Annotated in this window: 23 protein-coding genes and 1 pseudogene; 15 read left to right on the plus strand and 9 right to left on the minus strand. The window is 60.5% G+C overall.

Features of this window, described 5'->3' with window-relative positions; genetic code table 11:
- Nucleotides 1-15: 15 nt before the first annotated feature.
- The 5 genes from thiL to QK296_RS17150 all read left to right on the plus strand — a co-directional run bounded on the left by thiL (nucleotide 16) and on the right by QK296_RS17150 (nucleotide 3,792).
- Nucleotides 16-981 (plus strand): thiamine-phosphate kinase, encoded by a 966-nt coding sequence (thiL, locus tag QK296_RS17130; protein ID WP_282391122.1) that lies wholly within the window; start codon nucleotides 16-18, stop codon nucleotides 979-981.
- A gap of 54 nt (nucleotides 982-1,035) precedes the next feature.
- Nucleotides 1,036-1,758, plus strand: coding sequence for a transporter substrate-binding domain-containing protein (locus tag QK296_RS17135; RefSeq protein WP_034133862.1), 723 nt, complete (start codon nucleotides 1,036-1,038; stop codon nucleotides 1,756-1,758).
- A 218-nt stretch (nucleotides 1,759-1,976) separates the two neighbouring features.
- Complete coding sequence (ribA, locus tag QK296_RS17140) at nucleotides 1,977-2,594, plus strand: GTP cyclohydrolase II (RefSeq protein WP_003194569.1); 618 nt, start codon at nucleotides 1,977-1,979, stop codon at nucleotides 2,592-2,594.
- Nucleotides 2,591-3,010: a hypothetical protein gene (locus QK296_RS17145; protein WP_003194566.1), complete on the plus strand. Its 420-nt coding sequence runs from the start codon at nucleotides 2,591-2,593 to the stop codon at nucleotides 3,008-3,010. The genes ribA and QK296_RS17145 overlap by 4 nt, the downstream gene beginning before the upstream one ends.
- Entirely contained in the window at nucleotides 3,007-3,792 is a 786-nt protein-coding gene (locus QK296_RS17150; protein WP_003194564.1) for a cobalamin-binding protein, read from the plus strand. The genes QK296_RS17145 and QK296_RS17150 overlap by 4 nt, the downstream gene beginning before the upstream one ends.
- Nucleotides 3,793-3,882: 90 nt before the next feature.
- Here QK296_RS17150 and QK296_RS17155 read toward each other — a convergent pair whose 3' ends face one another.
- The 6 genes from QK296_RS17155 to QK296_RS17180 form a co-directional block, all read right to left on the minus strand.
- Complete coding sequence (locus QK296_RS17155) at nucleotides 3,883-5,757, minus strand: TonB-dependent receptor (protein ID WP_282391123.1); 1,875 nt, start codon at nucleotides 5,755-5,757, stop codon at nucleotides 3,883-3,885.
- A 137-nt stretch (nucleotides 5,758-5,894) separates the two neighbouring features.
- Entirely contained in the window at nucleotides 5,895-7,793 is a 1,899-nt protein-coding gene (dxs, locus tag QK296_RS17160) for a 1-deoxy-D-xylulose-5-phosphate synthase (RefSeq protein WP_003194559.1), read from the minus strand.
- 110 nt (nucleotides 7,794-7,903) lie between these two features.
- Nucleotides 7,904-8,791, minus strand: a complete 888-nt coding sequence (gene ispA / locus QK296_RS17165; protein ID WP_169856592.1) for a (2E,6E)-farnesyl diphosphate synthase — start codon at nucleotides 8,789-8,791, stop codon at nucleotides 7,904-7,906.
- The gene (locus QK296_RS17170; RefSeq protein WP_003194556.1) at nucleotides 8,788-9,030 is read right to left on the minus strand and encodes an exodeoxyribonuclease VII small subunit; all 243 of its coding nucleotides are present in this window, start codon (nucleotides 9,028-9,030) and stop codon (nucleotides 8,788-8,790) included. Before QK296_RS17170 ends, ispA begins: the two co-directional genes overlap by 4 nt.
- A 156-nt stretch (nucleotides 9,031-9,186) precedes the next feature.
- Nucleotides 9,187-9,564, minus strand: a complete 378-nt coding sequence (locus tag QK296_RS17175; RefSeq protein ID WP_034133857.1) for a MerR family transcriptional regulator — start codon at nucleotides 9,562-9,564, stop codon at nucleotides 9,187-9,189.
- Nucleotides 9,503-10,147: an NAD(P)H-dependent oxidoreductase gene (locus tag QK296_RS17180; protein ID WP_003194552.1), complete on the minus strand. Its 645-nt coding sequence runs from the start codon at nucleotides 10,145-10,147 to the stop codon at nucleotides 9,503-9,505. The genes QK296_RS17175 and QK296_RS17180 overlap by 62 nt, the downstream gene beginning before the upstream one ends.
- Before the next feature lie 160 nt (nucleotides 10,148-10,307).
- Between QK296_RS17180 and QK296_RS17185 the strand changes: the two are divergent.
- The 9 genes and pseudogenes from QK296_RS17185 to QK296_RS17225 all read left to right on the plus strand — a co-directional run.
- Nucleotides 10,308-10,443, plus strand: a pseudogene (locus tag QK296_RS17185) (DUF1016 N-terminal domain-containing protein); the annotation flags it as partial.
- Nucleotides 10,444-10,721: 278 nt separating this feature from the next.
- The gene (locus QK296_RS17190) at nucleotides 10,722-11,303 is read left to right on the plus strand and encodes a YjfI family protein (protein WP_032900887.1); all 582 of its coding nucleotides are present in this window, start codon (nucleotides 10,722-10,724) and stop codon (nucleotides 11,301-11,303) included.
- A gap of 17 nt (nucleotides 11,304-11,320) precedes the next feature.
- Nucleotides 11,321-12,019, plus strand: a complete 699-nt coding sequence (locus tag QK296_RS17195) for a PspA/IM30 family protein (RefSeq protein WP_003194548.1) — start codon at nucleotides 11,321-11,323, stop codon at nucleotides 12,017-12,019.
- Nucleotides 12,020-12,077: 58 nt separating this feature from the next.
- Nucleotides 12,078-12,638, plus strand: coding sequence for a rhomboid family intramembrane serine protease (locus QK296_RS17200; protein WP_003194547.1), 561 nt, complete (start codon nucleotides 12,078-12,080; stop codon nucleotides 12,636-12,638).
- 72 nt (nucleotides 12,639-12,710) lie between these two features.
- The gene (locus QK296_RS17205) at nucleotides 12,711-13,745 is read left to right on the plus strand and encodes an ion channel (protein WP_003194545.1); all 1,035 of its coding nucleotides are present in this window, start codon (nucleotides 12,711-12,713) and stop codon (nucleotides 13,743-13,745) included.
- Nucleotides 13,732-14,406 (plus strand): DUF2491 family protein, encoded by a 675-nt coding sequence (locus QK296_RS17210; protein WP_034133854.1) that lies wholly within the window; start codon nucleotides 13,732-13,734, stop codon nucleotides 14,404-14,406. The genes QK296_RS17205 and QK296_RS17210 overlap by 14 nt, the downstream gene beginning before the upstream one ends.
- A gap of 15 nt (nucleotides 14,407-14,421) precedes the next feature.
- The gene (locus QK296_RS17215) at nucleotides 14,422-14,850 is read left to right on the plus strand and encodes a DUF350 domain-containing protein (RefSeq protein ID WP_003194539.1); all 429 of its coding nucleotides are present in this window, start codon (nucleotides 14,422-14,424) and stop codon (nucleotides 14,848-14,850) included.
- 18 nt (nucleotides 14,851-14,868) lie between these two features.
- Entirely contained in the window at nucleotides 14,869-15,579 is a 711-nt protein-coding gene (locus tag QK296_RS17220; protein WP_003194537.1) for a DUF1190 domain-containing protein, read from the plus strand.
- A gap of 11 nt (nucleotides 15,580-15,590) precedes the next feature.
- A complete protein-coding gene (locus QK296_RS17225) occupies nucleotides 15,591-16,748 on the plus strand; it encodes a glutathionylspermidine synthase family protein (protein ID WP_169856593.1) in 1,158 nt (385 codons plus the stop codon).
- A 94-nt stretch (nucleotides 16,749-16,842) separates the two neighbouring features.
- Here QK296_RS17225 and ycaC read toward each other — a convergent pair whose 3' ends face one another.
- A complete protein-coding gene (ycaC, locus tag QK296_RS17230; RefSeq protein ID WP_003194533.1) occupies nucleotides 16,843-17,475 on the minus strand; it encodes an isochorismate family cysteine hydrolase YcaC in 633 nt (210 codons plus the stop codon).
- A gap of 506 nt (nucleotides 17,476-17,981) precedes the next feature.
- Here ycaC and QK296_RS17235 point away from each other — a divergent pair.
- Nucleotides 17,982-18,218, plus strand: coding sequence for a hypothetical protein (locus tag QK296_RS17235; protein WP_169856594.1), 237 nt, complete (start codon nucleotides 17,982-17,984; stop codon nucleotides 18,216-18,218).
- Nucleotides 18,219-18,515: 297 nt separating this feature from the next.
- Here the strand turns inward: QK296_RS17235 and QK296_RS17240 are convergent, their stop codons facing one another.
- Nucleotides 18,516-19,286, minus strand: a complete 771-nt coding sequence (locus QK296_RS17240; RefSeq protein ID WP_003194525.1) for a S24 family peptidase — start codon at nucleotides 19,284-19,286, stop codon at nucleotides 18,516-18,518.
- Nucleotides 19,287-19,497: 211 nt separating this feature from the next.
- Nucleotides 19,498-20,025: an inorganic diphosphatase gene (gene ppa, locus QK296_RS17245; RefSeq protein ID WP_003176323.1), complete on the minus strand. Its 528-nt coding sequence runs from the start codon at nucleotides 20,023-20,025 to the stop codon at nucleotides 19,498-19,500.
- Nucleotides 20,026-20,082: the final 57 nt, after the last annotated feature.

Here is a 20,082-nt window from a genome sequence, read left to right on the forward strand (position 1 = left end):
GCGCTTGATTCCTCAATGGGTGAGTTTGAGCTGATCCGCACATACTTCGCCGCCGCGCCCTGTGCGCAAGGTGGCGAAGGCATTGCCCTGGGGATCGGCGACGACTGCGCCTTGCTGGCGCTTCCCGCCGGGGAGCAACTGGCAGTCTCTACCGATACGCTGGTAGCAGGGGTGCATTTTGCCGACCCCTGTGACCCATTCCTGCTCGGCCAGCGCTCGCTGGCCGTGGCGGTGAGCGACCTGGCCGCCATGGGCGCCCACCCCCTCGCCTTTACCCTTGCCCTGACCACACCGAGCGTCGAAGCCGATTGGCTGCAACGCTATGCCCAAGGTTTGAATGCCATGGCGCAAAGCTGCGGCGTGGGCCTGGTGGGCGGCGATACCACCCGTGGGCCGCTGAGCCTGACCCTGACCGTGTTCGGCCGCGTGCCGGCTGGCCAGGCCTTGACGCGCAGCGGTGCACAGCCGGGCGACCTGCTGTGTGTGGGTGGCGAGTTAGGCAATGCCGCGGGTGCCTTGTCGTTGGTATTGGGGCAACGCACGGCTGACGCAGCCATCGCCGAGCCGCTGCTGGCGCATTACTGGTCGCCGCAACCGCAGTTAGCCCTGGGGCTTGCGCTGCGGGGCAAGGCGACAGCGGCGATGGATATCTCCGATGGGCTGCTGGCCGATTGCGGGCATATCGCCAAGGCGTCAGCGGTGCGCCTGGTGGTTGAGCGCCACCGGCTGCCGTTGTCTGCGGCCTTGCTGGCGTTTGTCGGTGAAGACCAGGCTCACGTGGCGGCGTTGAGCGGAGGCGACGACTACGTGCTGGCGTTTACCTTGCCACCGTCCGAGTTGACGCCGTTGCAGGCGGATAGCTGGCCGGTGCACGTGGTCGGCCGGGTCGAAGCGGGGCAGGGCGTGACGCTGCTCGACGGCAACGGCCAGGACATCACCCCGGCCGTGCGCGGCTACCAGCATTTTCGCCAGACGCCCTAAGCCGACGCTCTGCGCTACCCTTTATACGTTTATCCCGAGTAAGAGGCCGTGACTATGGCTGCATGCCGCTGGCTGCTGATCGTGCTGTGTACCTTCGCTTCCCTGGCCCAGGCGAGCACTCCCGTGCCCGGCAAAATCGTGCTGGCCAGTGAGGAGTGGAACGACTACACCAACAAAGATGGCAGCGGCCTGGCCTGGGACGTGTTGCGCCAAGTCTTTGAACCGGCTGGCATCACCGTGCACACCCGCAGCGTGCCCTACACCCGCTCGATCGGCTTGGCCCAGCGTGGTGAGGTGGATGGTTGTGTCGGCACCTATCGCGAGGAGGCCAGTGGTGTGCTGTACCCGCGCTGGAACTTCGACGCCGATCATGTCTACGCTCTCGGGCTGGCCACTGCACCCACGCCGACGTTGGCGACCCTGGGCAAGTACCGCCTGGCCTGGGTGCGTGGTTACAAGTACGAGGGGTACCTGCCCAACGTGCAGCGGTTCAACCAGATCGAGCGACGCAGTGGCATTCTGCCGATGTTGCAACACGGTCGCGCCGATTTCTATATCGATGCCCTTACCGAAGCCAAATACGTGCTCAGCCAAGCGCAAGACCCGGCGCTATTCAAACTCACCCATATCGCTGAACTACCGCTCTACGTAGCCTTCGCTGACACCGAGCGCGGCAGGGCATTGATGGCCGTGTATGACCAGCGTCTGGCCAGCCTGGTCAAGACCGGTGAGCTGAAAGCAATTTTCGAGCGCTGGAAACAGCCCTACCCCTTGTAGGAGCGAGCTTGCTCGCGAAAAACTCATAAACGCCGCGTTCACCCAGGATGCCCGCGTCATCGTTGACCACATTCGCGAGCAAGCTCGCGCCTACATAGAATCAATCCAAAGGCCAATCGAACCTATTGATCTTTATCAGCGATAATTCAGCTTAAGCGTCTGTAGGAACGTGCTGTTACAATGCCCGCCTCTGTGAAATCTGAAATCAGGAGCACACGGTGCCCGTCGTTTTCGTCGCCGCTTCCAAGCTGCCTACCCCTTTTGCCACGTTCACCATGAACGGCTTTCTTGAAGAAGCCACCGGGCGCGAGCACGTTGTGCTCAGCCTCGGCGACATTACCGATGGTGAGCCGGTGCTGGGGCGTGTGCATTCCGAGTGCCTGACCGGCGATGCGCTGTTCAGCCAGCGCTGTGACTGCGGCTCGCAACTGGAGGCCGCACTGCAGGCCATCGCCCGTGAAGGCCGTGGCGTATTGCTGTACTTGCGTCAGGAAGGCCGCGGCATTGGCCTGTTGAACAAGATCCGTGCCTACGAACTGCAAGACGGCGGCGCCGATACCGTGGAGGCCAACGAGCGCCTGGGCTTCGCCGCCGACCAACGCGACTACGCCATCTGCCTGCCGATGCTCGAGCACCTGGGGGTCAAATCCCTGCGCCTGATGACCAACAACCCCCGCAAGGTCAAAGCCTTGACCGAGATGGGCATCACCGTGGCCGAGCGCGTACCACTGCACACCGGGCATAACCCGCACAACAAACTCTACCTGGCCACCAAAGCCAGCAAGCTCGACCACATGATGGGCAACGAGCACCAGGGCGAGGTCGACCGCGCGTGACCCGTGGTCAGGTGAAGCGGCGACTGTCCTTCAACTGGTGGCAGTACCTGGCGTTGGCGTTGCTGCCTTTGTTTGTGATCAACCTGCTGTTTGGCCGTGCTGGATCCTTGTTGCCCGTATTGGCCATGCCGTTCTTCATCGCCGGCGTGGCCTCGATGTTTCTCAGCCTGCGTTATTTTCATGCTTATAAACACGCGCTGATCGCCACCTCCAAAGCCCTTGATACTGCTGACGAACCAGCGGCCTGGATCACCCTGGCGGCGCGTCGGCGCACGGCCTTGCTGGTTGCAGCGTTACCGGCCTGGATCGGTGCGCTGGCGGTGTTCGTCGGCCTGGAGGCGGTGCCGTTGTTTCTGTTGGCGCTGTCGACGCTGGTGCTGTTCTACCTCTATCGCATACCGCGCCAGTTGGGATGAAGCGCTACTGGCTGGCGCTGCTGCTGGTATTCAGTGCTCAGGCGTTGGCGGTCGAGCGGGTTGTCAGCCTGGCGCCGTCACTGTCTGAAATCGTGCTTGAACTGGGTGCCGAGGACTTGCTGGTTGGCGTACTTGATGGTGGTGAGCGCCCGGTGGCGTTGGCGAAGGTGCCCTCGGTCGGGCGCTACGGCCAGTTGGACATGGAGCGCCTGCTCAGCCTCAAGCCCGACCTGATCCTGCTGTGGCCTGGCAGCGTCGGCCCGGCCCAGCGCGAGCAGCTCCAGCGGTTGAACATCCCGGTGTACGTCGCCGAACCCCACAGCCTTGAACAACTGACCACCCAGGTGCAGGCCATTGCCGAGCAATTGGGCCGAGCTGAGGCGGGGCGCGAGCGTGCGGCCCAATTGCGCCAGCGCTTGGCCGAGTTGCGCCAGCGCTACCGGCGGGCCGAGCCGCTGCGGGTGTTCTACCAAGTGTGGAACCAACCGCTGTACACCGTGGGCGGCGGGCAGATCATCAGCGATGCCCTCAGCGTGTGCGGGGCGCGCAATGTGTTTGATGACCTGAAGTTGCCGGCGCCGCAGGTGAGCATCGAGTCGGTGCTGGCGCGTGATCCGGAGGTGATCCTGGTGGGGGATCAGGCTCAGAAGGAGGCTTGGAAGGCATGGCCAATGATGGCGTCGCGGGTGCGGTTGGTGCCGGACAAGGGCCTGGAGCGGCCGAGTGGGCAGATGCTTGAGGCGGTAGCGCGGTTGTGCCAGGTGATTGCGCCGAACCTGTGACACCGCTATCGCAGGCAAGCCAGCTCCCACAATTGAAATGCATTCTCCTGTGGGAGCTGGCTTGCCTGCGATGACGCCCGTTCAGGTCACTTAGATCTCAGGTGTCCACGTCACCCCAACCATCCACACCCGACCTTCTTCACGATAATTCTGGCTTTCCCCGAGGTAGCTGTACTTCGCCCGTGCATAAGCCTTGTCCAGCACGTTATCCACCTTCAACGACAACGACACCTCCCGGTTCAACGCCCAACTACTGCGCAGCCCCAACAAGGCATAACCGCCCAGACGGTTGCGGTTGGCTTCATCGTCGTAGCTGCTGCTGATCGCTTGCCAGCTGGCGCCGAGACCGAGTTGATCAAATTGCCGGTCCAGATCCAGGTTCACCGTTCGCCGTGCGCGACGTGCCAGGGTGTGGCCGCTGTCACGGTCACGCGGGTCGATAAGCGACAGGCCCAGGTTGCCCTGCCAGCCAAACAGTTCCTGCTTGAGCGCCGCTTCAAAACCATTGATCCGCGCCGACGCCACGTTTTGCGGCTTGCCGGCGTCAAGGATGATCGCGTCGCTCAGGTCGGTGCGATACAGCGAGGCTTCCAGACGTGCGCTGTCGGTCAGCTGGCTGCGCCATTGCAGCTCGTAGCTCTTTGATGTCTCGGGCTGCAGGTTTGGGTTGCTGTACTGTGTGTCGGGGTAATAGAGGTCGTTGAAGGTCGGCGCGCGGAAGCCTTCGCTGTAGCTCAAGAGCAGGTCATTGTCAGGGTTGACCGGCACAGTCAGGGTGCCGCTCCAACTGTTCTGGCCGCCGAACTGCTGGTTCTGGTCGCGGCGCAGGCCCAGCTCGGTGGAAAACCACTGGCTCTTGAAACGGTGCTGCACAAAGGCCGCCCGGTTCCAGCGGCTGTTCTCGGTAAAGGTGGTAGAACCGTGGAAACGGTCTTCGTACCAATCGCCGCCGACGATCAGGCTGTTTGGCTCATCCAGGGTCAGGTCGTTCTGCCAATTGACCGAGTCGCGGTAGGTGTTGAATGCACTGTAATCATCGCTGAGGGTATCGCGCTTGGTGTCGCGGTTTTCACTGTGGCCCAGCTCCAGGCGCGACTGCCAGCTGTCATTGAGCTTGGCATCGACATAGCCGCTAGCGCTGCTCACGGTGTAGTCGGTGTAGGGTTTCTGGCCGACGCTCTGCCCGGTGGCGCCGTCGTAGCGGCCATAGCTGTTGTCGTACTCCGACTTGCCACGGTTATCCAACAGGTTGAAACCCACCTCCAGCTCATCGCTGAACGAATGGCTGAGGTTCAGGCTGATGGACTGATTGCGGTAGGCATCATGGTCGCCGTCGCTGGGAAACGACGCGTGGCTCGCGTTGATACCGGCAGTTTCATCCAGGCTCGCGCCCAGGTTGAAACGCGTGTGTTCATCGCCGCCCGACAGGCCCAGGCTGCGCTCCCAGGTCTGGTTGCTGCCAAAGCTCAGTTTCAAGCGCGGCTGCAAGCCTTGCTCGGCATTGCGCCGGGTAAACACCTGAATCACCCCGCCAATCGCATCACTGCCGTAGATCACCGAACGCGAACCGCGCAGCACTTCCACCCGTTCAATCTGATCGACGTTGAGGTATTGCAAGCCGCTGTCGCCGGAGGTGGTGTTGGCGATGCGTTGGCCGTCCACCAGCACCAGGCTCTGCGCCGACTTGGTGCCGCGAATAAAAATCCCCGGCAAACTGCCACGCCCACCGGTTGGCGCAACTTGCACGCCCGGCACGCGGCTGAGCAGGTCGGTGACGCTGGTGGGTTGCAGGCGGTCGATGTCGGCGCGGGTGAAGACGGTGTTGGCGGCGCTGCTGTCGTTACGCGCCTGGACTTGGCGGTTGGCGCTGATAACCACGTCGGAGAGCTTCAGGGCCTGGTCGCGGGTATCGGCGAGCAGGTCGGCGCAGGGAAGCAGTAGCAGGGCAAGGCACAGGCGTTTCATGGGCTGTCCATAGCATTCGAATGTCATGCAAAACCACTGTGGGAGCTGGCTTGCCTGCGATAACGGTGTATCTGACACATTGTTAGCGAATGTGCCGCCGTCATCGCAGGCAAGCCCGCTCCCACATTTGGAGCTGATTACAGATTCAGTAGCGCCAGGCGCTCGCGAACGGACGCCTCGATACCCGCTTCATCCAGCCCGCACTCAGCCAGCATCTGCGCCGGCTTGGCGTGTTCGACGTATACATCCGGCAAGCCCAGGTGCAGCACCGACTTGAGGATATTCTCCCGCGCCAGGAACTCGCTGACCGCCGCACCGGCGCCGCCCATGATGGCGTTCTCTTCGACGGTCACCAGCAGCTCATGGCCAGCGGCGATCTCGCGCACCAACGCTTCATCCAGTGGCTTGACGAATCGCATGTCGACCACGGTGGCGTCGATCTTCTCAGCGACTTTCAAGGCTTCGGCCAGTTGTACGCCAAACACCAGGAACGCGGTTTTGCTGCCTTGGCGACGCACGATGCCTTTACCGATTTCAATCGGCTCCAGGTCTTTTTCGATCACGGCGTTCGGGCCGGTGCCGCGCGGGTACCGCACAGCGGCCGGGCCGTTGTACAGGTGGCCGGTGCTGAGCATCTTGCGCAGTTCGTTCTCGTCGCTCGGCGTCATTACCAGCATGCCGGGGATGCAACGCAGGTACGACAGGTCGAAGCTGCCCGCATGTGTCGGGCCGTCTTCGCCCACCAGGCCGGCACGGTCGATGGCGAACAGCACGTCGAGGTTCTGTACCGCTACATCGTGAACCAGCTGGTCATAACCGCGTTGCAGGAAGGTGGAGTAGATCGCCACCACCGGCTTGGCGCCTTCGCAGGCCATGCCGGCCGCGAAGGTCACGGCGTGTTGCTCGGCAATCGCCACATCGAAGTAACGCAGCGGGAAACGCTCGCTGAACGCCACCAGGTCGGAGCCTTCCTTCATCGCCGGGGTCACACCCACCAGGCGCGGATCGGCGGCGGCCATGTCGCACAGCCATTCGCCAAACACCCCGGAATACTTCGGCCCGCTGGCCTTTTTCGGCGCGGCGGCAGGGGCATCGAGGGGTTCGAGTTTGGTGATCGCGTGGTAACCAATCGGGTCGACTTCCGCCGGAGCGAAACCTTTGCCTTTCTTGGTGACGATATGCAGGAACTGCGGGCCCTTGAGGTCGCGCATGTTGCGCAACGTGGCGATCAGGGTGGGCAGGTCGTGGCCGTCGATAGGGCCGATGTAGTTCCAGCCCAGCTCTTCGAACAGCGTGCCGGGGACCAGCATGCCCTTGGCATATTCTTCGGTGCGGCGCGCGATTTCCCACGCGCCAGGCAGACGCGACAGCACTTTCTTACTGCCTTCGCGCATGCTGGCATAGGTACGGCTGGAGAGGATCTTCGCCAGGTAATTGGACAGGCCACCCACGTTGCGCGAAATCGACATGTCGTTGTCGTTGAGGATCACCAACATGTTGGCGTCCACTTCCGGCGCATGGTTCAGCGCTTCGAAGGCCATGCCGGCGGTCAGCGCGCCATCACCAATCACCGCAATCGCCTTGCGCTCACTGCCTTGCAGGCGGGCGGCAATCGCCATGCCCAGTGCTGCACTGATGGACGTGCTGGAGTGGCCGACGCCAAAGGTGTCGTACTCGCTCTCGGCACGGCGTGGGAAGGCGGCCAGGCCGTCCTTCTGGCGCAGGCTGGCCATGCGCTCGCGACGGCCGGTGAGGATTTTATGCGGATACGCCTGGTGGCCCACGTCCCACACCAGCCGGTCGTCCGGGGTGTCGAACACGTAATGCAAGGCGATGGTCAGCTCGATCACGCCCAGCCCGGCGCCAAAATGCCCACCGGTCTGGCCGACCGTGTAGAGCAATTCCAGGCGCAGCTCATCGGCCAGGGTTTCCAGCTCGGCTTCACCCAGTCGACGCAGGCCGTCCGGCGTGGCAGCACGGTCGAGCAGGGGCGTGGACGGGCGTTTGCGGGGAATCTCTTGAAACGTCGTGGGCATCAGGCGAATCGTTATAGGTATAGAAGAGGCGGCAGTTTACCTCAAGCCGTGCAAACTGCCCACGCAGAGCGCCGAACTTGGCCGATATGCGGCGCAAATGGCCGCGGCTGTCAGTGGCGACGTTCGACGATATACCGCGCCAGGTCACGCAGTGGCTCGGCCGCCGCGTCGAAAGGTCGCAGGGCATCCAGCGCCTGGTCACGCAGCTCGATGGCATACGCCTTGGCGGCTTGCAGCCCGAGCAACGCAGGATAAGTCGGCTTGTCCCGTGCGATATCGGCGCCTTGGCGTTTGCCCAGGGTGGCGGTGTCACTTTCCACGTCGAGAATATCGTCCTGCACCTGGAAGGCCAGGCCGACAGCGCGGGAGTAGGTCTGCAAGGCCGCCAATTGCTCGGCGCCGGCGCGGCCACTGGCCAGGGCGCCCAGCTGCACGGCGGCTTCAATCAGCGCACCGGTCTTGTGGCGATGCATGTGTTCGAGGGCTTTTTGATCGAGCTTGAGGCTGACCGAGCCCATGTCGATGGCCTGCCCGCCGACCATTCCAGCCGGGCCCGCTGCATGGGCCAGGGCGGTGACCATGCGCAAGCGGATCTCGGCGTTGACGCTGCTTAGCGTCGGGTCCAGCAATGCGCTGAACGCCAGGCTCTGCAAGCCATCTCCGGCCAGAATTGCATAGGCCTCATCGAAGGCTTTGTGGGTGGTGGGCTGGCCGCGACGCAAGTCATCGTCGTCCATTGCCGGCAAGTCGTCATGCACCAGGGAATAGGCGTGGATCAACTCGACCGCACAGGCCGCACCATTCGCCTCGGCTGCCGGCGCCCCGAGAGCTTCGCAGGCGGCATAGGCCAGCAACGGGCGCACGCGCTTGCCACCATTCATCACGCTGTAGCGCATGGCTGCATAGAGGCGCGTCATTTCCGGGCTTGGCGCAACAAACAGGGGCTCCAGCGCCGCATTCACCCGAGCTTGGCTACTGGCCTGATACGCGCTGATCATTCCGGCTGTTCCGCATCGAAAGGTTCTTCGGCCAACTCCCCGTCACGCTCCAGCAACACCTGGACCTTCTGCTCCGCCTGCGCCAGCGCGCTCTGACAGTCGCGGGTCAGGCCGATGCCTTGCTCAAACGCCGTCAACGAGTCTTCCAGCGACAACTCGCCGTTCTCCAGACGCTCGACCAGGGCTTGCAGGTCGGCGAGGGATTGTTCGAAATCGAGTGCAACTTTTTTGCGGGCCATGGCGGCAATTCCGGTAGACGGTAAACCGGCGCGACACTAGCAGACATGGGGGATTGGGGCAAATGAGTGGCGCACACACGGTGATGTGAGCCGATTGATGGGTTTATTCGGCTCACCCCATGAGCCGATTAGCGACCTTATTCGGCTCACCGAGTCTCAGCCTGCCTTCGTGGCGACCCAGCACTCCCCCTGCGCCGCTTTCAATTGGGCCTCGAAGACCAATAAACCCTGATGCATATTCTGCAATGCCACAATTTGCATGGCTAACGCTTGCTTCTTATTGGCGATGGCTTGGTCAGCCTTGTCCCAAGGAAGCGCATCACCCTCGTACCCCTGCAAAATCTCCTGTAATTCCTTGAGCTTGAACCCCAGCTGTTGCGCGCACTTTATAAACATCAGCCGCTCGACACTCTGCTCGGTATAAACGCGATAACCGCCCCGACGCGCAGGCGCTGGCATCAGCCCGATTGCCTCATAGTGACGAATCGCCTTGATGGTCGTGCCGGACAACTGCGCGGCTTTGCCGATGTACATGAAAACTCCCTTTTTCAAATAGTGCGCCGGCCTGTTTCAGCCACTTGGCCCGCTGCGTCAGCGAAGAGCCCAGCACCGGCCCCAACAGCAGCGTCTTGCTCGTCGCGATGCCGCACAGCGCCAGCGTGGTGCGCCGCATCTGGTGGATGGCCGGCATGCGATAAACCCAGCGGTAATACCACGGCGGCGTGTCGAGGGTCACTAACAAGTGCGCGGTTCGGCCCTTTAGCAGCTTGTCTGGGAATGCCTTGCCTGCGCGGTACTTGAAGGCAAAGCCGGGGAGGAAAACGCGGTCGATAAAGCCCTTCATCAGTGCCGGGATACCGCCCCACCAAACCGGGAAAACCCACGCCAGGTGCTCGGCCCAAAGGATGTCGGACTGGGCGCTGAGCAAGTCGGGCTCCAGCGTCTGGGCCTGGGTATAGCCATGATTAAGGATGGGGTCGAACCTGACATCACCCAGGCGCAGGACGCGGACTTCGTGACCGGCCGTTTTAGCGGCGTGGATATAAGTGTGCGCGAGAGCGGAACAAAAACTATCGGCGGACGGGTGGCCGAGAATGACCAGAATGCGCTGACTCATGGTGATAGGTCCTGAAAAGGGGGCTCAGGGTAGGGGGTGCCGTATAGGGGAGAGTCAAGGGCCAGCAGGACCTTTCTGTGAGGTAAGCAGGAACCTTCCTGAACTGCTCTCGAATGCTTGTGACGGCACTGTGGGCTGGCTAGCCTGCCTTCCCTGGCATCAGGGTTTTTCGCCGCGCGATTTCAAGTACAGGCGTGCTTTTGCTAAGGCGTGGTCGGATTCGGAAATTTGTGCAACAGGTTGCTGCACAATTGTGTTGGTGCCATCAAGTCGCGCTTTTGGACAAACTTCCCGGCACACGAGCTTGCCTAGCATCGAGCAAATCGAGCGAGAGTTGGCGGGGTAGGCTGGGCCTTTTCGGTGGCTGAAAAATGTAAGGAAAAATCTCACGCGTGAGCTATTGAGTACCCTGCGGATTGCCTGTAGATTTTCTCACGCGTGAGTTTTTCACAGCGAGGTCAGTACCATGAACAGCAGCTCTCCATCGAGCCCATCAGCAGGGCCCGATACCGATTCAGCAAGCCTCAAGGGAGAGCGCTTGAAGCCGTCCGCAAAAAAGCCGTCGAGCTTTTACATGAAGCAGATGCGCGCGGGGCTGGCGGCGGCCGGTTATGTGAAACACGAGACTTGGGTGCTTCCCGAAAACAGAAGCCTGCTCAAGCAAATGGAGAAACAGCTACGCCAACCGATCCTGGCTGGCTCATTCATGTCGGAGAATTTCATGAGCGCAGGTACCAACTGGAATATCGATCGCCTCTTCAGTGCTCTTCAGGCCCTGGATGACGTGACGTCCAATGACATTACGCTTTCTCTCGTCCAAGGCTCCGAGTCCAGCATCAAGCTGGAGATGAACGACTTTGGTGGCTTGCCGATTTACATCGCGGTGGTGGGCGAGCAAATCATCGTGGATACCGTCCTGGTTGACGCTGAGTCCATCAACGACGTGCCGGTCTTCAACGACGCCGTGCTGCGCAGCCGGGAGATGTTCCCGTTGTCGTCCATCGGTATCGAGTCCATGCCCAACGGGCAGGTGGTCTACAACATGTTCGGTGCGCTCAGCTCCGACTCCAGCCTGACCAACATCGTGACCGAGGTGAAAACCCTGGTTGATAACGTGCAGCGCGCCAGCGAAGCCTTCGAACGTTTCTTCATTTAATTATTCGGGAAAATCCAATGACTCAGTCCATCTGGAGCAAATTGTTCACCGCGCTGCGTGGCGGTGCCAGCGAAGTCGGCGAATCGATCGTCGACCAACAGGCCCTGCGCATCCTTGACCAGGAAATTCGCGATGCAGACAGCGCCTTGGCCAACGCCAAGCGTGAGCTGGTGAGCATCATGGCCAAGCACAAACTGGCGGCTGATCGTGTTGGCGAGTACGACGCCAAGATCAAAGACCTGGAATCCAAGGCGATGGCCGCTATCCAGGCCAATCGTGAAGATCTGGCCCTGGAAGTCGCCGAAGCCATTTCGACCCTGACCAACGAGCGGGACGTCGAGCAAAAACAAACTGCCGAGTTCGGTGGCTACGCCGAGAGCATGCGCAAGGACATCACCAAGGCCGAGAGCCGGATCAAAAGCCTGCGCCAGCAAGTGGACATGGCCAAGGCTCGCGACAGCGTGCAGAAGGCCCAGGTCAGCGCATCCATTGCCAGCGGCGGTGCCAACGGCAAGCTGGAAACCGCCGTCGGTACGCTCAATCGCTTGCAGGCTAAACAGCAGCAACGTGCCGCTGAACTGCAAGCTCAGGATGAACTGGCCGAAGCGTCGACGGGGACAGACCTGGAACGCAAACTGCGCGATGCCGGCATCACGCCGAACGAAGGCAGTGCCAATGCGATTCTGGAGCGCTTGAAGCAAAAGTCGGCTGAGTAAGCAACGTTGCCGAAGGGAGGAGGGCATTTCTGCCCTTCTTTTTTATGCCGAGGTGAGGATGGACGCCTTGAAGGGTTTGAAGACAATCGCTGGCCTGGCCCTCTTCATGGTCGCGCTGCAACTGCTCAATGTAGCGACCGGTTACAGCCTGATGGCATTCGGGCTGGTCCCAAGAACACTGCACGGCCTGTTCGGCATCCTCACCTCACCGTTTCTGCACGCGTCCTTTGCCCACCTGAGCGCAAACCTGATTGCCTTTCTGGTCCTGGGCACCTTGGTTATCCTCGACGGGCTCCACCGCTTCATTGCTGTCAGCGCAATCGTGATTGTGCTGGGTGGCGCGTTGGTCTGGCTGTTCGGTTTTGCAGGCGTTCACGTCGGCGCCAGCGGCTGGGTGTTCGGGCTATGGGCCTATCTACTGTCTCGCGCCTGGTTCCATAGAAGCTGGAGCAACCTGCTAACCGCCGCTGTCGTGGCGTTGCTGTATGGCGGGCTGATCGTGGGCTTCCTCCCCCGGCAGGGCATTTCCTTCGAAGGTCACCTCTTTGGTGCACTCGCTGGATTTATTGCAGCCAAGGTACTTCTATCCACGCCGCGCAGCGGGTTTAATGCCGGGTGAACGCACTTGAGCATCCAAACGCCGAGGCGATGCTGTCGTCAGGATTCAAGTACCCAGGGAGCCAGGGGCTAAATGTCGATTTTTCTTTTGTTACGCATGTACGCCTCTTCCCTCTTTCACCGCTTCGGTTGGGCAGGGCTGATCGTTGCCTTGGGTGTTCACCTCAGCACGGCTTACCTGGGCCTGGTGTTGCTGGGCGAACAACACCTCACCGCTCTCGCCACGTTTATCTACTTCTATCTCACCACCACACTCACCGTCGGCTATGGCGACCTCGCACCGCAGACCTCGGCGGGGCGAATTTTCGTGGCGGCCTGGGTCATGCTCGGCGGCATTGCGCTGCTCACGGCAGCCATCGGCAAAACCACCAGCAGTGTTATCGATGCATGGAGAAAAGGCATGAAGGGCAAAGGTGATTTCACCGGCAAGGTCGGCCATACCGTGCTGATCGGCTGGGAGGGCGCGTCCAGCGAGCGGGTGATTGAGTTGTTGCTGCAAGACGAAACCTCGAACGACAACCTGATCGTGATCTGCGATTGCAGCCTTGAAGAAAACCCGATGCCGGGCAAAGCAGCGTTCATCCGCGGCGAAAGCCTGTCTTCCACCGCGCTGTTGCTGCGTGCCGGTGTGCCCGGTGCCGAGCGTGTGCTGGTGCGAACCCCGTCTGACGACCTGACGCTGGCCACCGTGCTGGCGGTGAACCAACTGAGCCCCGTGGGGCATGTGGTCGCCCACTTCAACGAAAGTGAAATCGCCGCGCTCGCCAGCTCCTACGCCCCGCGCCTGGAGTGCACGTCCAGCATGGCGATCGAAATGCTGGTGCGCGCCTCTCAGGACCCGGGCTCGTCGGTGGTCATCAATGAGCTGCTGTGCGTGGGGCAGGGCGCCACCCAATACCTGATGAAATTGCCCGATGCCTTTGAGGCAACCTTCGGCGAGCTGTACACGCAGATGAAGGAACGCCACAACGCCACCCTCATCGGCTATCGCGCCCAAGGTGTTCAGCAGGCCTCGATCAACCCGCCCAATGCCACACAGGTCAAAGGCGGCGAACTCTTCTATATCGCTTCCACCCGACTTAAGGAAATCTCCCATGGGATGGCTTAAACAGTTGATGGGGCTTGAGGCCCCAAAAGCCACTACCGACTCGAACCGGGCCGTCAGCCCAAGCCTGCCAGCCACCGGCCCGCTGGGCCTGGCACCGGGCAAGGGGGTGATGTTCGACACCACCCTTAAATTGCTGCTCGATGAAAAAACCAACGTGGTGATCCCCGGCTCCCAGGAAATCTGGAGCAACGGCACCATCGACCTCGGCCAGTCCACCTGGCTGTCGCGCTATTACATGAACGACGAAGATTATTGGCTGCAGGTGCACACCACCGGCCAGGTCGCAGGCCAGGTCGAGTCGGTGATTGTGTTCAACTACCTCAGTTACGTCACCATCAGCAGCGAAGCGGAACTGCGCAGGCTGGCGGGCCCACAGAGCCTGATCGGGCTGCCGACCTACACCCACGACGGCGTCGAGTTCTTCCGGGAGTGGGGCAGCGAGGACGGCCAGACCGAATTGGTGGCGATGAGCGAACAGGTCACCAGCCCAGAAGCCACCTACAGCGTCGAGCACCGTTCGATGCTATACGCCCGCGACACCGGCCTGACCGACCGTCGAGAGTTTCTGCTGTTCTCCGTCGAAGAAGATGCCGAAGGCACCATCAGCCTGAGCACATCCCTAGGCATTTCGCTGTACACCACCGACCTGACTACGCTCTAAAAAAGGAAGCCGTCCATGCTAGAAGCACTCTCCATCTCCCTCAACAAAGCCGCCGTGCTCGGCTTTGTCCTCTACATCCTGGGGGCTGCGGTACTGTTCGCGCTGTTCCAGTTCATCTACACCCGCATCACCCCGCACAAGGAGTTCGAACTGATCCGTGCGGGCAACACCTCCGCAGCGGTCGCCCTGGGCGGTGCCATCGTCGGTTTCGCCATTCCGGCCAGCAACGTGATTGCTTACTCGATCAACGTTCTCGACTTCATCGTCTGGGCCGTGATCGCCGCCGTCGTCCAGCTGCTGGCGTTCCTGCTGACCAGCCTGGTGCTCAAGGGCACATCCGAGCGCATCAAGAAGGGCGAACTGGCGGCCGGTATCTACGTGGCCGCGGTGGCCATCAGCGTCGGCATGCTGAATGCCGCGTGCATGACGCCCACCTCGAACTGATTGCCCACGGAGCTCCCGATGAAACGAAGCAAGTACGTCCAGCTGTCGCTGGCAGCGTCGGTCGCCATGGCGATATCCGGCTGCGGCCCAACGGAAAAAACCTACGACCTGCAAAAGAAGTACAACTTCCAATCGGTACAGCAATGCGCCGATGAAAAACTTCCGGTGGACGTCTGCTCGGACGCCTACATGACCGCCATGGCCGAGCATCGCCGCATAGCGCCGGTGTACGACAGCCAGGCCGATTGCGACGCCGACTTTGTCGCCGACTGGTGCCAGCAAGACTCCACCGGCAAATTCATCCCACGCTTGGGCGGCTTCGAACTGACCGCCGAAGGCCAGGTGACCCAATCCCAGGTCGACGCTGCCAATGCGCAAGCGGCCAACGCTCAGGCCAGCGGCGGTGGCTCAGGCTTCTCCACCAGCAGCCTGCTGACCGGCCTGCTGATCGGCAACATGCTGAGCAACAACCGCAACAGCTACCGTTCGGAACCGGTGTACCGCTATCGCGATGATCGCGGCAACTACGGCAACTCGACGCTCAACCAACGCGTGTCCAATGGCGCGACCTTTGGCCGCTCGAACCAGGCCCGGTACGGCAGCAGCAATTACACCAGCACGCTGCGCTCTTCACCTACGTCGAGCTCGGTTTCATCGGCCACCTCCCGAGGCGGCTTCGGCAGCAAAGCCAGCGCACGCAGTGGCTGGGGCGGCGGGTCGAGCAGCTAAGGAAACCGGCCATGAAGAAGATCCAATGCGCAGAGCGTCATGACTGGAAACATACCGCCGAGAGTCTCGGCTTCCTGTTCCATACCATCGACGACGAACCCTACTGGGACGAAAGCGCGTACTACCAGTTCACGCTCAAGCAAATCGAGCGCGACCTCGAAGACCCGACCACCGAGCTCCATGACATGTGCATGGACCTCGTCGCCCGCGTGGTCCACAGCGAAGAGCTGCTTGAACGCCTGAGCATCCCCGCGCCTTTCTACGACATGATCCGCACCTCATGGCTCGAAGGCCACCCGCACCTGTACGGGCGCATGGACTTCTCCTACAACGGCAGCGGGCCCGCCAAGTTGCTGGAACTCAACTACGACACCCCCACCAGCCTCTACGAAGCCGCGGCATTTCAGTGGGGCTGGCTGGAACAATGCATCGAACGCGGCCTGCTGCCCAAGCACGCCGACCAGTTCAACAGCATCGACACCAAACTGCACCAGGCCTTCGCGCAACTGCAAGTCAACCAGCCGTTCTACTTCGCCTCGATGAAAGACTCCATCGAAGACAAAGGCACCACCGACTACCTGCGCCTGGTCGCCGAAAAGGTCGGCATCGAATCGCGCCACATCGACATCGAAGACATCGGCTTGACCAGCGAAGGCCGCTTCGTCGACCTTGAAGATCGCTGGATCCCCCACCTGTTCAAACTGCACGCCTGGGAGTTCATCTTCCACGAACCCTTTGGTGCCGCGATTGCCCAGAGCGACACACAGTTCTTCGAGCCCGCGTGGAAATCCATTATTTCCAACAAAGGCATCCTGCCGCTGCTGTGGGAATTCAACACAGGCCACCCCAACCTGCTCGCGTCCCACCTGGACACCGATCCAGGCAAAGCCGTGCCAAAGGGCTGGGTGCGCAAACCCTTCTTCTCACGGGAGGGCGCCAACATCGAACTGCAAACCGCCGAAGGCCTCATCGTAAAAGAAGACGGCCCCTACACGGATGCGCCCTTCATCCTTCAAGAGTTCGCACCGCTGCCAAAATTCGGTGACAGCTACACGCTGATCGGCTCCTGGGTCATTGGCGACCAGGCCGCCGGCATCGGCGTGCGCGAGGACAATAGCTTGATCACCAAGGACTCAAGCCGGTTTCTGCCGCACTTGATCTTGGATTAGGGACGTCTGACGGGTCCTGATTCAGGCTGAACAGAACCATTCGCCCATGAAAAAGCCTGCGCTTAAAGGCAGGCTTTTGTGATGCTCGGCTGGTTTACTTCTGATGAGCTGTCAGCGCCGCGTACCCATTCATCAAATTGCGATAGTTAGGAATCCGCTGGGACAACAGATTCCCCAGCCCTTCGATATCGTTGCGCCAGTCGCGGTGCAACTCACACGCCACCGAGAACCAGTTCATCAACTGCGCACCGGCCTGCGTCATCCGGCTCCATGCCGCCTGCTGCACCGTGGTGTTGAACGTGCCCGACGCATCCGTCACCACAAACACCTCAAAGCCTTCCGCCAGCGCCGACAACGTCGGGAACGCCACACACACATCCGTCACCACACCGGCAATGATGATCTGCTTACGCCCGGTGGCCTTGATCGCCTTGACGAAATCCTCGTTGTCCCAGGCGTTGATCTGACCAGGGCGAGCGATATACGGCGCGTCCGGGAACATTTCCTTCAGTTCTGGAACCAGCGGGCCGTTAGGGCCTTGCTCGAAACTGGTGGTGAGGATGGTCGGCAAGTTGAAGAACTTGGCCAGGTCGGCCAGGGCCAGCACGTTGTTCTTGAACTCGTTGGGGGAGAAGTCCTGCACCAGGGAGATCAGGCCGGTCTGGTGGTCGACCAGCAGAACAATGGCGTCGTCTTTGTTCAAGCGGTTGTAGGTTGGAGCGCTCATGGTTGAATCCTTTTTTTGTTTAGGTTGGTTGGGCGTTGCGTTCAACATGGGCACAGATTAATGGGTGGGTGACGAGGGATAAATCGGGTGGGAGGCGTCTTACTGTCAACTTAAAGTGGACAATGGTTGGCGCCCGATTTCAGGCCTCCGGCTTGCTGTGCAGAACAGGAGTGAATTGCCTGATTTTGAGTAGCCAGCAGGTCCGATCCCTTTCATTTGCAGGACGTTTCCGAGAGAATCCCAACCGCTTGCGCCAGTGGAATTGGGTGACTAGGCTGCTGACCGTCACTGCTAATTCAGTGATCGGGTTTAGTCGCCCGGATTCGATTGGCGCATATGCAACTCATGAGTCAGGCACCTCATCGCCTGCATCTTATGGTGGCTGTGCGCAGGGCACCTTCGGGTGCGCCGGGTTCCAATCGACCGGTCGACTAACCTGCGTACAGCTGCCACCTTTCGTTTAGTCGCGTAATTGGCAGCTTCAAATTATCGATTGGAGTTTTGCTATGGATAACGTTGTTTCGGATTCGCCGTCGTCAGGCGCAACCAACCCATTTACGGTCAATGAAGAACTGAGCTTCGAGGATGCCTGGGTGCAGGTGGCTGAGCTGCTGCATTGTGCGCTGGCTACGTCGCAGGTGATCGGCGAGTCAGTGGCTGCGCCACAGAGGGCGGTGATGCATTTGGTGGAGATGGCGAAGATGGTGGCGGATAGGGCTGTGGAGTGTTTGCAGCCTAAATGACGCGTATTAAAGGGTGGGTAGGATACCTGCCCGCTTTTGTTGACGATTCAATTGTCCAGCAGCTGTTGGGCAATTGAACTGCATTCTTACAGGCATTAAAAAGCCGGCTTGTGGCCGGCTTCTCGGGGACTGCCTCAGCTTGTTTTTGACAAACCTCACCAGCCTTCAAATCGCTCAGCCCACATGGCGTCGGGCTGAATAGTAGGGGCATCCGCGGGAACTCCTCCGCTTCGCCGGCAGGGAATCAGCTAAAAGCGACCCCTGCCAAATGTGCGGCGCATGATACCCACATTCACTTCAGTTGCCCACCTCCGGTTCCGATTTAGAGCCTTCCCAGCCCAGCAGGTGTTCATCCAGGGGCACCGGTGGGCGGCGGTTGTTGAGGGTGGACCACCAGAATACCCAGCCGACGATTTTGAAGCTTTGCTCGAAGCGTTCCTCGTGGTTGAGGTATTCGTCCGGGTGTTCGCTGGCGTTGTGGCTGCGCATGCGCAGGCCACCGCCAGGGCGGTTGTAGAGGTATTTGATGCGCAGCATGCCGTCATGTTCGACGGCGTAGATTTCGCCATCGATGATTTGGGTGCGGCCTCGGTCGATGGCGAGGGTGGCGCCTTGTTGGATAATGTCGATCATGCTGTTGTCGACCATGTAGGCGCCTATGGCGCGGTCGGGGTTGACGTTGAGGGTTTCCAGGCTGTGCAGGGAGACGCGGATGCGTTCGGTTGAGGTGAAGGTGGGGTGGAGGGGGATCTCCACGTCGGTTTTTTCCGGGCGGCAGGCGGGGCCTGTGAGGTATTTGCCGGTGTCTTCGCGGGCGGTTGCAATCCTTGCGGTGGGGCCTTCCAACAGGTAGTTGGCGGGCGGGTGTTTGGGGCCTTTGCCGTCGCTTAACCAGCGACTTGAGACGCACAGCAACTCTGCGATCTCGTTGAGTCGGCCCATGGGGACGCCGCGTTTGAACCAGTTGTTCACGTGCTGAGGCGTGACGCCGCGGTTCTTGGCGAAGTCGGAGGCGGAAAGATGAACTTCCCGTAGTAGCGCTTTTAAACGATCACCTGATGTATTCATAAACGCAGAGTTTACTGGCCGGAAAGTCTAATCAAATAAACCATGCGTTGATTTGCAGTTGTAGGATTTGGCTTAGTTGTGGCGGGATCTTTCAGGTGTGCAAGTTAGTTAAACGCTGCAAATAAACATTGAACTTGATGTTTAATCCGGCCCATAAAAAAGCCCCGAATTAACGGGGCTTTTTATTTGCCGTGGCAATGAGGCGCGGGTATCAGCCTTTGTAGGCGGCAACCGACTTCATGATCTCGGCGCGGGCAGCGTCTGCGTTGCCCCAACCGTCGATCTTCACCCATTTGCCTTTTTCGAGGTCTTTGTAGTTCTCGAAGAAGTGCTTGATCTGTTCCAGCAGCAGTGGCGGCAGGTCGGTGTATTCCTTCACGTCCACGTACAGCTGGGACAGCTTGTCGTGTGGCACTGCGATGACTTTGGCATCGCCGCCGCCGTCGTCGGTCATGTTCAGGATGCCAACTGGGCGCGCGCGGATGACCGAGCCTGGGGTGACCGGGTAAGGGGTCACCACCAGCACGTCGAGGGGGTCACCGTCGTCAGCCAGGGTGTTGGGGATAAAACCGTAGTTGGCCGGGTAGAACATCGGGGTGGCCATGAAACGGTCAACGAACAGGCAGTCGCTGTCTTTGTCGATTTCGTATTTGATCGGCGCGTGGTTGGCCGGAATTTCGATGGCGACGTAGATGTCGTTCGGCAGGTCTTTGCCAGCCGGAATCTTGCTGTAGCTCATTGGGCGTTGCCCCCGTTAGTTGGCCATATGACATGGCCGGATTGGCCTAAAAGTGGC

Source organism: Pseudomonas sp. AL10 (assembly GCF_029960685.1).
GTDB lineage: Bacteria > Pseudomonadota > Gammaproteobacteria > Pseudomonadales > Pseudomonadaceae > Aquipseudomonas > Aquipseudomonas lactis.

Excerpts from the sequence above, each read along its gene's own strand:
- ppa (WP_003176323.1), bottom strand. The coding sequence starts at position 20,025 with ATGAGCTACAGCAAGATTCCGGCTGGCAAAGACCTGCCGAACGACATC.
- ispA (WP_169856592.1), bottom strand. The coding sequence starts at position 8,791 with ATGATCAGCGCGTATCAGGCCAGTAGCCAAGCTCGGGTGAATGCGGCG.
- QK296_RS17190 (WP_032900887.1), top strand. The coding sequence starts at position 10,722 with ATGAAGCAGATGCGCGCGGGGCTGGCGGCGGCCGGTTATGTGAAACAC.
- QK296_RS17180 (WP_003194552.1), bottom strand. The coding sequence starts at position 10,147 with ATGAGTCAGCGCATTCTGGTCATTCTCGGCCACCCGTCCGCCGATAGT.
- QK296_RS17155 (WP_282391123.1), bottom strand. The coding sequence starts at position 5,757 with ATGAAACGCCTGTGCCTTGCCCTGCTACTGCTTCCCTGCGCCGACCTG.
- QK296_RS17235 (WP_169856594.1), top strand. The coding sequence starts at position 17,982 with ATGGATAACGTTGTTTCGGATTCGCCGTCGTCAGGCGCAACCAACCCA.
- QK296_RS17215 (WP_003194539.1), top strand. The coding sequence starts at position 14,422 with ATGCTAGAAGCACTCTCCATCTCCCTCAACAAAGCCGCCGTGCTCGGC.
- thiL (WP_282391122.1), top strand. The coding sequence starts at position 16 with ATGGGTGAGTTTGAGCTGATCCGCACATACTTCGCCGCCGCGCCCTGT.
- QK296_RS17150 (WP_003194564.1), top strand. The coding sequence starts at position 3,007 with ATGAAGCGCTACTGGCTGGCGCTGCTGCTGGTATTCAGTGCTCAGGCG.
- QK296_RS17205 (WP_003194545.1), top strand. The coding sequence starts at position 12,711 with ATGTCGATTTTTCTTTTGTTACGCATGTACGCCTCTTCCCTCTTTCAC.
- QK296_RS17195 (WP_003194548.1), top strand. The coding sequence starts at position 11,321 with ATGACTCAGTCCATCTGGAGCAAATTGTTCACCGCGCTGCGTGGCGGT.
- QK296_RS17170 (WP_003194556.1), bottom strand. The coding sequence starts at position 9,030 with ATGGCCCGCAAAAAAGTTGCACTCGATTTCGAACAATCCCTCGCCGAC.
- QK296_RS17240 (WP_003194525.1), bottom strand. The coding sequence starts at position 19,286 with ATGAATACATCAGGTGATCGTTTAAAAGCGCTACTACGGGAAGTTCAT.
- QK296_RS17225 (WP_169856593.1), top strand. The coding sequence starts at position 15,591 with ATGAAGAAGATCCAATGCGCAGAGCGTCATGACTGGAAACATACCGCC.
- QK296_RS17200 (WP_003194547.1), top strand. The coding sequence starts at position 12,078 with ATGGACGCCTTGAAGGGTTTGAAGACAATCGCTGGCCTGGCCCTCTTC.
- dxs (WP_003194559.1), bottom strand. The coding sequence starts at position 7,793 with ATGCCCACGACGTTTCAAGAGATTCCCCGCAAACGCCCGTCCACGCCC.
- QK296_RS17135 (WP_034133862.1), top strand. The coding sequence starts at position 1,036 with ATGGCTGCATGCCGCTGGCTGCTGATCGTGCTGTGTACCTTCGCTTCC.
- QK296_RS17220 (WP_003194537.1), top strand. The coding sequence starts at position 14,869 with ATGAAACGAAGCAAGTACGTCCAGCTGTCGCTGGCAGCGTCGGTCGCC.
- QK296_RS17210 (WP_034133854.1), top strand. The coding sequence starts at position 13,732 with ATGGGATGGCTTAAACAGTTGATGGGGCTTGAGGCCCCAAAAGCCACT.
- ycaC (WP_003194533.1), bottom strand. The coding sequence starts at position 17,475 with ATGAGCGCTCCAACCTACAACCGCTTGAACAAAGACGACGCCATTGTT.
- QK296_RS17175 (WP_034133857.1), bottom strand. The coding sequence starts at position 9,564 with ATGTACATCGGCAAAGCCGCGCAGTTGTCCGGCACGACCATCAAGGCG.